The sequence below is a fragment of the bacterium genome (assembly GCA_016789445.1).
GTDB lineage: Bacteria > Patescibacteriota > Minisyncoccia > Phycocordibacterales > UBA2100 > UBA10103.
Genome location: JAEUQT010000001.1, coordinates 318,089 through 328,623 on the forward strand (window position 1 = coordinate 318,089; position 10,535 = coordinate 328,623).

Sequence of the window (10,535 nt, forward strand, 5' to 3'; positions counted from 1 at the left end):
TGTCCGTGTGGAAGGGTTCCTAGCGACGGCAAGTGTGTGGGTGGAGCAAATATGCATCTCTGTCCGTGTTCTGAGACGGTAAATGGCGGAAAAATTGCCGGAACGTGTGGTGCGCAATTTAAATGTGAAGGTATGACCTTCCAGAGCGATGTTGCGAGCGGCGGCATGGGTGCCGAAAGCCTTGGAATGCTCAAGGGAATTGTCGATCAGCTCATGGGGGCAATGAAAGGTGGCGGAGGCGGCGGGGGTGGTATGCCACCAACTGATTCAGGCGCGACAGGCTGCACGACCTACTATCAGGTGACGGTTCCGTCGAGTGATCCGTGCGCTATCTACAATCCGAGCGGCGTTCTTGACGCTGCTGGCGGATCCGGTGGTTCATCGGGCGTCGCTGACGGACTTCTCGATGCGCTCGGCGGAAGCGGATCGCAGAATCCATCGAACGTGAGCGACAAGCTGCTCGATACGACTAAGAACACCACCGGCGGGACGCAGACGAATACCGCGACGAAGACTCCGGCAGCCACGACTAATGCATCTTCAAGCGTGAAGGCGGCGGCTCCGGGGCTTTCGGGTGATGTGCGCATCGGTTCCGCAGGAGCAACCATCATCGCGAACTTGCGTCAGGGTATGAGTGAAGTGGCCGGCTTCTTCGGGGGTTCCACCGGCGGTGCATCGCAGGCGCTCTCTGCTGCGGGAAAGTTGTGTGCCTCGCGTCCGTGGGCAGGGTCATTCGTCTCCAATGTGATCCCGACCTCGTTCTTCGATGGTCTCTGCGAATGGCGTGGGTATCAGGCGGGTGTCGCAATGCCGACCAATACGTCGAAAACCTCGACCATCACGCCGACATCCGGAAGCACTGCATCGCAGCAGCAGGGAATCTCGCTGCAACCGAGTGCATCGAACGTTCCTCCTGAGGTTGATATCTGGGCTGAGCCGGCATCGGTACGCCTCGGTACGCGTACCTACATCTTCTGGAACGCTCGCGGTGTCGCGTCCTGCAAGGGATCGGGTCCGAGCTTCTCGCAGAATACGCTCTCGGGCGGTGCGTCGACGGTTCCGATCACCGGCCCGACCACGTTCACTATCGAGTGTCTTTCGACGGCGAGCACGACCATCAAGGACAGTGTGACTGTGCAGATAGCGATTTAACCTTACAAAAGCGCATACAGGAAAACGGTGCCGTTTGGCACCGTTTTTCTTTACATGTCCGCCCAGTTGGATTCGAACCAACGACCCTCTCCTTAAAAGGGAGCTGCTCTACCGACTGAGCTATGGGCGGAAACGAGGGGCGACGTGGAGCTTCTCTACACGTCCCCCGACTGACCCGTCCATATGGAATATGGGCGGATATTCCGCGCACTATAGCATCGTCGTTTCTAGAGCGGCAAATCGAACGCAAATGGGCCCGCTCCCGTGAGCACGAGCGAAAGGCACATCACGATGAGGAGTGCGAGTGTACTACGCGGCAGCGCGCGGTACGCGGGAATGCTGAGAATGATCGCGAGCACGATCGCTCCTATAAGCGCAGCTGGCTGCGTGTAGGCGCCGGCGATGAGCAAGACCGCGATGACTCCTTCGACGATTCCTATCATTCGGAACGAGTTTTGGGGCACGAAGACGTGACGATATGCGATGAGTCCGAGTGCGGAGCCGGCGGCAATGCGGAGGATGAATGCGGCCATCGGAGCGAGGAAGAGAATCTCGCGAAAAAAGGATGACATGGCGCAGAGTATATCAAGGTGGTAGCCTCACTGCACATGAGGGCTGTGCTTTTACATAACGTCCGGAGTTCGCATAACGTGGGCTCCATCTTCCGCACCTCCGATGCTGCGGGAGTCTCGCAGGTATATCTCACAGGATATACACCCACGCCACTCGATCGGTTCAAGCGACCGAATAAAGAGATCGCGAAGACCGCACTTGGTGCTGAAAGTTTTATTCCGTGGGAACAACACACATCTCCGATGCGACTCATTCGTCGATTGCGCAGCGAGGGTTGGCATATCGTTGGTGTCGAACAGGATGCCCGTGCTGTTGATTTTCGTACATTTAAAGCAGTGGAGAAGACGCTCTACATCTTCGGCAATGAGGTGCGCGGGGTATCCAAATCGCTGCGCGATGCGTGCGATTCTCTTATTGAGATACCGATGCGAGGGAAGAAGGAGTCCCTTAATGTTGCCGTGACTGCCGGGATCGTGCTTTTCGGGACTAATTAGTACACGTACACGTCGACCGTGCGTCCTTCTCGGTCAAGGAGACGGATGGCGTCATGTGAGTTGCGCCAGATTTCAGCCTGCCCGCCGAGGAAGAGTCTCCAGCGGTTCGTCTCGAATCCGCGGTTCGTGCGATTGCGGTTCACGCACCCGTTGTGGGAGAGGGCATCGGTAATGAATGCGCGACACGCGTAATTCACGGTATCGGGGATGTCTTGTGGGAAGCGGCACGATGAAAGATTCTGGATGACGTCAAAGCATGCATCGCCGTACTGTACGAGATTCTCCTGTGTGAGTGGCAATACCGTCGAAGGAGAAGGGCATTCGTTACCGAGTTGCGGCTGGAACTGCTGGAATTGGTCCAGGTATCCGCTGCACATGTTTTCGCGGAATGACGCGCCGACAGGTGATGCGCCGGTCGTCACGATTGCCAGACCCCCTGGTGCGACGAGGGTATTGCTCGATACGTTTGCTGCACCCATATAGAATGGCGATGCGATCGCAGGAAGGTATGCGCGCGAGCCTGAAAGCGCGCTCTCCAACACCCAGCCGGTCATATCCACGGATTCTTTAGCCTCGTAGCTCACGGCGATCTGCACGTATTCATCATTGGCGCTCTCTCCGCGGACGCCGGAGACATCCGAGACGATGGACACGCTTCCGCGATACGGTGATGGCGTACCGATGGTGCGCGACGTGGCTGCTTCGCGGCTCAGGCGTTCGTACTCTGCTTCAAGTTCTGCAAGTTCGTATTCAGAACTCGAGTAATCACCCTCGGTGACCTGGAATGCGCCGGTGATGTCGATCGTGGGGAATAGCTGGGCTGGCTGCCAGGGGAGGCGGAAACCAGTTGCGGTGTCGTGGGAGAAGGGGAAGAATTCGACCGAGGTCACGTCCTCGTACGCACGGCGCGGACCCCCACCGATGATCCACATGACGAGAAGCACGATCACGATGAACGCGACGAGCGCGAGGATCACCTGACGAAACATGCTTGGATTATAGTATCTTTTTCGCGCTCAGCGTCTTACTTTCCGAGCAACGTGCGGATTTCTTCGCGAGTGACTTGTGCGTCATTCCACTTCACGCTCGTGCCGCGCGGCCCCTGCATGGTGGGATCGGTGCCTTTCCCGGTAATGAGCACGACATCGCTTGCGCGGGCGAGGGAGAGCGCGCGATTGATCGCATCGCGACGATTCATGATGATCTCGGGCGTCTTCGCCTTGATGCCGCTCGCGATCATATTCACGATCGATTGCGGATCCTCGTCATACGGGTCTTCATTGGTGAGGATGATTGCGTCGCATTTCTCTTCGGCGACAGAGCCCATGACCGCGCGCTTCCAGGTGTCGCGACCGCCACCGGTCGAACCGAGGACGCATACTTTGCGGCGTGTCGGATAGGCGTCATAAATCGCGCGCAACGAGTCCGGCGTGTGCGCATAATCGACGACGACCGTGAATGATTGGCCTTCATCGATCTCTTCCGCGCGGCCGGCAATGGTTGTAAGTGCCGAGAGCCCGCGAGCGATCGATTGCGTGGGTATTTCCATTGCGTGCGCGAGCATCGCGGCAGCGAGTGCATTCTTCAGGGAGAATTCTCCGGGCAGATTGATCTGCATCGTCAGATTGTCGAAGGTGAATGTGCCGCCATCTTCTCCGGCCTTCCATGGCTGCGCATGTGCGAGCGAGAAGGGGAGAAGGTGTTCGACGGCGAGCGTAAGATAGCGACCGCTCTCTGGATCATCGGCGTTGGCGACCATGTAGCGCGGACGCTTCTTTGAGCGTGCCAATTGTTTGCCGAGTTCGAATTTCGCATCCGAATATGCGGCAAAAGAGCCGTGAGATTCGACGTGTTCAGGGGCGAGGTTGATGAAAAGAAGCGCGTCGAGCTCGATGAATCGATGGCGATACTGGCGTGCCCCTTCGGACGTCATCTCGATGAATGCGATGCGGCATCCGTTGTCGGCTGCGTTCTTGAGGAAATTCTGGATCGCGAATCGGCCCGGCATCGTCATGCGAGAGCGGTTTGGTTTTGATTTGTCGCCAATCTTGGTGCGAATGGTGCCAAGAAGTGCCGTCTTCCATCCCGCGGCTTCATAAATGGCGTTGAGGTATTCGAGCGTTGAAGATTTTCCCTTGGTGCCGGTGACTCCAACAACGATGATGCGACGAGAAGGGAAGCCACTCAGAAGCGCGGAGAGAAACGACATCACGAAGTGATACGCCGTGCGTATCGGAGCGGGTACTGAGTTCTTGAGAGAAGTGAGCATATCAAGCGCCGCCGAGGATCTTTAACGCTTCGCGCAGTCGCGCGGTGCCCCCCGTTATCTCGTGGGAAACTTTGCGCAACGCATCGCGCGCTTCGTTCTGAGAATAGCCGAGCGCACGCATCGCTTCGAGCGCTTCCTCATCACCCTTCAGGGCCTGCGAACTTTCTTCGCTGGATGCGCCGACTTTCTCGCGCAGTTCGATGACGATCTTCTCGGCGGTCTTGCGGCCGATGCCGGAGACTTTCGTGAGGTACTCGGAATTTCCTCGTGCGATCGCCGTGCGCAGCGTTTCCGTCGACGCGATGTCGAGGATGGCAAGTGCGGACTTCGGGCCGACGCCGGAAACCGTGAGGAGCATCTCGAAGAAGCGTAGTTCGTCGCTCGTCTCGAAGCCATAGAGATCGAGCGCTTCCTCGCGGACGACCGTGTGGACGAAGAGGGCTGCCTCCTTGCCGGGGGAGTACTTAAGGAGGGCTTCCTTGGTGACGGCCACCTTATAACCGACTCCATTAATAAGGAGGATAAGGCTGCCCAAGTGATGCGCCCGGACAACCCCTTCGAGAAAGCCGATCATTGGGTAAGTATGGAGGCCGACCGCCCATCCAGCAAGGGAATACTTGCCAGATTGCGGCATTTACAGTAGTATCCGTCGCGATGGCAAACACATCGTCAGCTAAGAAAGCCCACCGCGTCGAGCTCCGCCGCCGCGTGTTCAACGCGCGCCGCGCGAAGGCTATGAAGGATGCAGTGAAGGAGCTGATGAAGTCCAAGGACGTCAAAGTCCTCTCCAAGGCGCAGCAGGCGATCGATAAGGCAGCAAAGCGCGGCCTGATCAAGAAGAACACCGCCTCGCGTATGAAGGCTCGCCTCGCACGCCAGGTGGCGACGAAATAGTTTTCCGGTTATCGTGAGTCGCACGCTCTCGTCGTTCAACGGATAGGACGCATCCTTGCGGAGGATGTAATGTAGGTTCGATTCCTGCCGAGAGCACAGAGACGGTAAAAACCAGCCCTGCGGCTGGTTTTTCCGCATAATGCTGGCGCGACGAATCCGTGAGTGCAGAAATTCCTGACTCTCCACAAAGCCCGCATTGCCACGGCGTCATCTGGGGCGCATCATGTGCACATGCATTCGCGCCGTTCCTTTTTCATGCGCGGCGGTTCCGTCGTCGGCGCCGTGCTTGTTGTGGCGCTTCTCAGCGCGGCCGCGGTGATGATTGATTCATCATCGGTGCTGACCGATGCGCAATTTGCACAGGTGAGTGCGACCGCAGAAAAGACCGCAGCTTCTCAACCTGCACAGACTACTTCGAGCGGGGAAATCACCACCAAGTGTCTCAAGGGGTATGATTTTGCGGTGTACGAAAAGGAGGGTAAGGTCTCGATTGCGTGTAAGGCGACGTCGCAATGCTCGGGATACGATACGAACGCTGTCCTTCCCGTGTTGACTACTCCTGGAGCGGACGGAAAGACATCGTTGGTGAAATGTGATACCGATGTGCCGAAACAATACGCAGACAAGCTCTCCTCGTCTCTTAACCCTCACGGACGATCCTGCGTATTCGAAAAGGCGAATTGGGAGTGCAAATTCTATCATTGTTCGGATGCATACAAAGAGGGTTGTCGTCTTATGGGAAGCGCCAAGGAGGGAGAAGCGTTCGGTTCTAAAAAAGTAATCACAAAAGCGGCATCTGAATTGACTGCGGAGGATTTTTCACGAATAGCCTCTAAATCATCGGGTGGCGAAACCTTTGGTGTGGCGACGGGAGAGTCTCAGTTCTCGCAGGCACTTCTCGCGGGGTCGAATAATGAAGTGACCACTCTAAATAAAAGCGTAGTTGATGCTCAGGCTGATCTTGATAGGAAGATGTTCGAGTTACAGGAGTGCCAGGGCGAAACTTCATTCGTTGATCCGTCATCATGCGAGAGCAAGATGACCGCGGTTACTACAGCGCAGCAGAAACTCGATCAGCAAAAACTCCAACTGCAGAAATATGCCCAGACCTTGCAGGGACAGGAGAGTCAGTTGAGACCTATAAGTCCTGAAGATCAGGGGAACATAGAGAAAAAATTTGGGCAAGGGTATTGCGATGCAGAATGCCAGAAAGCGCTTCCGCGAGGTCCAACATTTACCGACGACAGGCAGGCACCGCCTCCGCCAGCGTGTAATGGCCTCCTTGATTGTTGGTTAAAAAGACAAGCAGGACAGCCGGATCAGAATTCAGCTGATACGTATGCATGTCAGTACAACAATGACCAAGCCGCATGCGCGCGCATTGGTGGCGTCGGAGCCTACGGCGCTTATGGCGCACGCCCTTCTGGCGGTCAGTCAGGATGTAACTCAAATCAAGGCATGGGCGGTGGCGGCGGAATCTTCGGCACCATCATCTCGCTCGTGATGCGTGGCATCGGCGGGAATACTAATGGGGGATGTAACGGTAATGGCAGTGATGCGCCGACGCCATCATGTACCATCACGGCAACGCCGCGTACCATAGGAAAAGGGCAAGCAGTCACGCTTTCGTGGGAATCGCAGCGTGCGTATACCGCGACGCTTTCGAGCACCGGTTCAGTCGCGCCGAGCGGCAGCAAGACGGTGAATCCAGAAACTACGACGACGTATACGCTTCAAGTCAACGGCGCGGTACACAGTCGCACGGGTGAACAGCTGCGCAGCGAGTGCAGCACCCAGGTGATCGTCGATGGAGAGGGCGGCGGAACCGGTGCGCCTAAGGCAGAAATCTCGTGCCGCCCGGAAGTTGCCGACGTAGGAATGAAAGTCGCAGTGTCGTTCGCGTGTGCGAATTCATCGGTAAGCGCGGGTAGCGGTTTCTCGACGAACAACCAGCTCAGTGGTTCGGCAACGCCGACCATCGAAGCGCCGACGATCGGTACGACGAACGTCATCTTCGGCGTCACCTGCTCGAAGGAAGGGAAGACCGATACGGCACAATGCACCGTGGCTATCAATAAGACATCCATCGTACTCATCGCGAATCCGAAGAATGTCGAGAGCGGCAGGCAGGCGAACATCGGCTGGATCACGAGCGGTATGGAAAAGTGCACCGTATCAAGCCCGACACTCGCGAGCTTCACCACCGAGAATGCAGGGAACACCGCGGTCTCCGGTGTCGCGAAGACGCCGACACTTGTCGAAGACACCGAATTCGAGCTTACCTGTGTCTCGAAATCAGGAGACACGAAGAGTGCAAAAACCGAAGTGACCGTTGATTAGAACCCGAAGAATTCCATGACCTTGTGCGCGAGAGGTTCCTTCATCGGGACCTCTTGTGCGTATTGGCTGAGGAATTCACGCACCGCTTCCGGTTTCGTTTCCCCGAGAGGGATGATGAGATTGGGTGCCATGAATGCGATCGTGTCGATAAGAAGAACCGGTTCATCGACTTCCTCATCTACCCAGAATGAAATGATGTTCTCGTACGGATGCATCGTGACACCGGTGCGGATGCCTTTCTCGGTGAGTTCGAATTCATGGAGCTGTGGCGGATGATTCGCGATGAGGCCGATCGTGGCTGCGGCGACCACGATGAGAACGGCAAAAAGGACATTGCCGAGGAGGATGCTGGTGAGGGCCGCGGAAACCGCGATGATTCCGAGTGCCCAAAACCAATCCGAGCCACGCTCGATGTGCTCGTGCTCGTAGGCACTCCAACGCAAAGGGGCCGAAATTTCTTCGGGCATAAACGTCATTTTACTATGGTTTGCATGCGCAGATGAACGTACTGTGGTACAACAAAGCGCACGGAGGGGTGGCGGAGTGGTCTAACGCGCTTGTCTTGAAAACAAGAGTGTCGCAAGGCACCGTGAGTTCGAATCTCACCCCCTCCGCAGAAAGAAACTTCCGAATCCGAAAGGTGGGAAGAAGCCCGCGCCGAAGGCGCGGGAGTGGGCAAAAGAGCCCGTCGCGAAGCTACGAATTGGGACGGAATGGGCGTGGCGAAATGCGCGGATTTGTCACGAACCAAGGGGTTCGTTCCGATTTTTTGGACGAACGACTTGATTTGGTACAAATCAGAGGAGGAGGACAAAAAATTGGCTTGTTTCGTATCTAAAATCCATTCCCGCAAGGGTTCGACCCAATTGTTTCTCCCGCGTTCAAAATCTTTCATTTTCTCCTTCAAAGCAGCGAGAGAGCGCATGAGAACATCTTTTCGCTTCAAGTAAACATCTTTCGGCACATCACCGTCAAGATACGCCGAGAGCAGTTTTTCCATGCGCTCCTCGTTCGCTTTGATTCCACTGGAAAGATTTTGAACCTCGCTTTGCGACGCTCCAATTTCCTCGCGTTCCAACATTTTCACTTTGTCCAACATCCAGTTTGTATAGCGATCGCAAAGCGAGATTGTTTGAAGCCGTGCACAGATTTGTCGTGTAAGCTCGCTTTCTTGCACATACGCTTGCGAACAGTGGCCGCGCTTTTTCGAGCACCGATAATAGCGATAACGACCGCCAGATTTTCCAGTAGCCCACTGTGCGGAAATCATACTGCCACATTCGCCACATCGAAAAAGTCCAGTGAAAGGAAAATCATGCTTGATTTTCCTTTTGCGCGGCCTTTCTTTCGTTTGCAATACTTTCTGCACGGCTTCAAACAATGCGGGAGTAACAATTGGCTCAAAGTTTCCATCAAACCATTCGTCACCATGTTTGACGAAGCCGAGATACGCCCGATGAGTAAGTAGCCGTTTGATGGAAACTTTGGCAAGTGGCGTTTGGTTCCGCGTCACCACGCCCAAGTCCGCCAAAAATTGAGCGAGGGAAATAAAAGTATGCGACCCTTTGGCGTATTCTTGAAACGCTAGAGTAACCACGCGAGCATTTGTCGGATGAGGCTCAATATTTCTCACCTTCGGATTATTGATGTAGCCAAAGGGAGCTAAATTCAACCATTCGCCTCGTCTCAATTTTTGGCGGACGCCGCGCTTGATATTGTCGGAAAGATTGTCGCTGTAATATTTAGATTGCCCGAACGCCACTTGCAACATAAAGAGCCCTTGCGGGGTTGGTTCAAACCAAAATGTCGGAAAGCGCAAAGACACAACCTTGCGAGTGTCCACGGCGTAAATTACTCGTCCACCGTCAATACTGTTACGCGCGAGGCGATCAGGATGCCACGCCAATATGCCGACCCCATCTAACTTTTCAATTTTCGCAAACATTTCGCCGAAGACCTCGCGTCCTGGTGTCTTTGCGCTTTTTGACTCTTGAAACTCCGCTAGGATTTCAAGATTTTCTTTACGCGCCAATTCTCGCAATTCAAAAAGCTGTGCCTCAATGGACATCACTTGTCGGTCGTCATCTTCCGACGATTTCCGCGCGTATAGAAAATATTTTGGTTTGATATTCATATTGCTTTTAGATACGAAACAAGAGACAAATCCGCGCATTTCGCCACGCCCGCCCCATCCCAATTCGTCGCGAAGCGACGGGCTCTTTTGCCCACTCCCGCGCCTTCGGCGCGGGCTTCTTCCCACCTTTCGGATTCGGAAGTTTCTTTCTGCGGTGATGTATTAGCCTTTGCTCGAACCCACTTCGCACGCGCGGAGCGCGTGGTGACTTGAAACTGAATCGTACGCTCCGATTGCGTGGTGAAGCGAACCAATGCGCCTCGGACACGCTCGCGGACTCGCGTGTGCAAAAACCAAAAAATTTCCTTGCATTTTTCTCGCGTCTCCTCCCCCCACCCCTCCACCGCGAAGCGGAAAAAGAAATGGAAAGGAAATTTTTGGTTTTGCTTCGCCTTGTCCATATATGAATTGTAATATATTACATTATTGTTATGCAATACAACAAACTGTTAATATTAATCCTGTAGTTATGAAAGCACCATCAATAAAATTAGGAAGAAACATCAAGCGATTACGCGAGTATAGAAAAATGTCGCAGGGCGACATTTGCCGCGCGGTCGGGCTTGACCGCGCCCAGATGAGCAATATTGAAGCAGGAAAAGGCAATCCTACACTTGCTACCATTGAAAAAATTGCACGCGCACTAAGCGTCTCGACAGACGAGTTGTTAAAATAGTTA

General features: G+C 54.8%; 11 protein-coding genes, 3 tRNA genes and 2 pseudogenes. 7 read left to right on the forward strand and 9 right to left on the reverse strand.

The genetic code is table 11. From position 1 onward, the window contains the following. Positions 1-132 precede the first annotated feature (132 nt). Positions 133-1,152, forward strand: a complete 1,020-nt coding sequence (locus JNK62_01945) for a hypothetical protein (protein MBL8158278.1) — start codon at positions 133-135, stop codon at positions 1,150-1,152. 57 nt (positions 1,153-1,209) lie between these two features. Here JNK62_01945 and JNK62_01950 read toward each other — a convergent pair. Together JNK62_01950 and JNK62_01955 are read right to left on the reverse strand one after the other, a co-directional pair. Continuing rightward, a tRNA-Lys gene (locus JNK62_01950) sits at positions 1,210-1,282 on the reverse strand. A gap of 97 nt (positions 1,283-1,379) precedes the next feature. Beyond that, positions 1,380-1,724 (reverse strand): hypothetical protein, encoded by a 345-nt coding sequence (locus tag JNK62_01955; protein ID MBL8158279.1) that lies wholly within the window; start codon positions 1,722-1,724, stop codon positions 1,380-1,382. A gap of 36 nt (positions 1,725-1,760) precedes the next feature. Between JNK62_01955 and JNK62_01960 the strand changes: the two genes are divergently transcribed. Further along, entirely contained in the window at positions 1,761-2,219 is a 459-nt protein-coding gene (locus JNK62_01960; GenBank protein MBL8158280.1) for an RNA methyltransferase, read from the forward strand. Here JNK62_01960 and JNK62_01965 read toward each other — a convergent pair. Genes JNK62_01965 through ruvA form a run of 3 tightly spaced genes read right to left on the reverse strand, consistent with a single transcriptional unit; the run spans position 2,216 to position 5,062 of the window. Next, positions 2,216-3,208 (reverse strand): hypothetical protein, encoded by a 993-nt coding sequence (locus tag JNK62_01965; protein MBL8158281.1) that lies wholly within the window; start codon positions 3,206-3,208, stop codon positions 2,216-2,218. The genes JNK62_01960 and JNK62_01965 overlap by 4 nt on opposite strands. A gap of 35 nt (positions 3,209-3,243) precedes the next feature. Continuing rightward, positions 3,244-4,488, reverse strand: coding sequence for a UDP-N-acetylmuramyl-tripeptide synthetase (gene murE / locus JNK62_01970; protein ID MBL8158282.1), 1,245 nt, complete (start codon positions 4,486-4,488; stop codon positions 3,244-3,246). A 1-nt stretch (position 4,489) separates the two neighbouring features. Beyond that, positions 4,490-5,062 (reverse strand): Holliday junction branch migration protein RuvA, encoded by a 573-nt coding sequence (gene ruvA, locus JNK62_01975; GenBank protein MBL8158283.1) that lies wholly within the window; start codon positions 5,060-5,062, stop codon positions 4,490-4,492. A gap of 80 nt (positions 5,063-5,142) precedes the next feature. Here ruvA and JNK62_01980 point away from each other — a divergent pair, with 80 nt between their 5' ends. The 3 genes from JNK62_01980 (at position 5,143) to JNK62_01990 (ending at position 7,722) form a co-directional block, all read left to right on the forward strand. Next, positions 5,143-5,382: a 30S ribosomal protein S20 gene (locus tag JNK62_01980; GenBank protein MBL8158284.1), complete on the forward strand. Its 240-nt coding sequence runs from the start codon at positions 5,143-5,145 to the stop codon at positions 5,380-5,382. 24 nt (positions 5,383-5,406) lie between these two features. Continuing rightward, positions 5,407-5,478, forward strand: a tRNA-Arg gene (locus tag JNK62_01985). A 135-nt stretch (positions 5,479-5,613) separates the two neighbouring features. Then, positions 5,614-7,722 carry a hypothetical protein gene (locus JNK62_01990; protein MBL8158285.1) on the forward strand — a complete coding sequence of 703 codons (2,109 nt, stop codon included), beginning with the start codon at positions 5,614-5,616 and terminating at the stop codon, positions 7,720-7,722. Here the strand turns inward: JNK62_01990 and JNK62_01995 are convergent. Next, entirely contained in the window at positions 7,719-8,189 is a 471-nt protein-coding gene (locus tag JNK62_01995; protein MBL8158286.1) for a hypothetical protein, read from the reverse strand. The genes JNK62_01990 and JNK62_01995 overlap by 4 nt on opposite strands. Before the next feature lie 62 nt (positions 8,190-8,251). On the opposite strand from JNK62_01995, the gene JNK62_02000 reads away from it, so the two are divergent. Then, a tRNA-Ser gene (locus JNK62_02000) sits at positions 8,252-8,336 on the forward strand. A 521-nt stretch (positions 8,337-8,857) separates the two neighbouring features. Here JNK62_02000 and JNK62_02005 read toward each other — a convergent pair. From JNK62_02005 to JNK62_02015, 3 genes and pseudogenes are all read right to left on the reverse strand, one after another. Beyond that, positions 8,858-8,992: pseudogene (locus JNK62_02005) on the reverse strand (recombinase zinc beta ribbon domain-containing protein). A gap of 402 nt (positions 8,993-9,394) precedes the next feature. Beyond that, positions 9,395-9,895 (reverse strand): annotated as a pseudogene (locus JNK62_02010) (recombinase family protein). Next, entirely contained in the window at positions 9,853-10,257 is a 405-nt protein-coding gene (locus tag JNK62_02015; GenBank protein ID MBL8158287.1) for a hypothetical protein, read from the reverse strand. The pseudogene JNK62_02010 and the gene JNK62_02015 overlap by 43 nt, the downstream one beginning before the upstream one ends. Before the next feature lie 68 nt (positions 10,258-10,325). Here JNK62_02015 and JNK62_02020 point away from each other — a divergent pair, with 68 nt between their 5' ends. Then, positions 10,326-10,532: a helix-turn-helix transcriptional regulator gene (locus JNK62_02020; GenBank protein ID MBL8158288.1), complete on the forward strand. Its 207-nt coding sequence runs from the start codon at positions 10,326-10,328 to the stop codon at positions 10,530-10,532. The last annotated feature ends 3 nt before the right edge of the window (positions 10,533-10,535 follow it).

Excerpts from the sequence above, each read along its gene's own strand:
- JNK62_01960 (MBL8158280.1), top strand. The coding sequence starts at position 1,761 with ATGAGGGCTGTGCTTTTACATAACGTCCGGAGTTCGCATAACGTGGGC.
- JNK62_01995 (MBL8158286.1), bottom strand. The coding sequence starts at position 8,189 with ATGCCCGAAGAAATTTCGGCCCCTTTGCGTTGGAGTGCCTACGAGCAC.
- JNK62_01945 (MBL8158278.1), top strand. The coding sequence starts at position 133 with ATGACCTTCCAGAGCGATGTTGCGAGCGGCGGCATGGGTGCCGAAAGC.
- JNK62_01965 (MBL8158281.1), bottom strand. The coding sequence starts at position 3,208 with ATGTTTCGTCAGGTGATCCTCGCGCTCGTCGCGTTCATCGTGATCGTG.
- JNK62_01990 (MBL8158285.1), top strand. The coding sequence starts at position 5,614 with ATGCATTCGCGCCGTTCCTTTTTCATGCGCGGCGGTTCCGTCGTCGGC.
- JNK62_01955 (MBL8158279.1), bottom strand. The coding sequence starts at position 1,724 with ATGTCATCCTTTTTTCGCGAGATTCTCTTCCTCGCTCCGATGGCCGCA.
- ruvA (MBL8158283.1), bottom strand. The coding sequence starts at position 5,062 with ATGATCGGCTTTCTCGAAGGGGTTGTCCGGGCGCATCACTTGGGCAGC.
- JNK62_01980 (MBL8158284.1), top strand. The coding sequence starts at position 5,143 with ATGGCAAACACATCGTCAGCTAAGAAAGCCCACCGCGTCGAGCTCCGC.
- JNK62_02020 (MBL8158288.1), top strand. The coding sequence starts at position 10,326 with ATGAAAGCACCATCAATAAAATTAGGAAGAAACATCAAGCGATTACGC.
- murE (MBL8158282.1), bottom strand. The coding sequence starts at position 4,488 with ATGCTCACTTCTCTCAAGAACTCAGTACCCGCTCCGATACGCACGGCG.
- JNK62_02015 (MBL8158287.1), bottom strand. The coding sequence starts at position 10,257 with ATGGACAAGGCGAAGCAAAACCAAAAATTTCCTTTCCATTTCTTTTTC.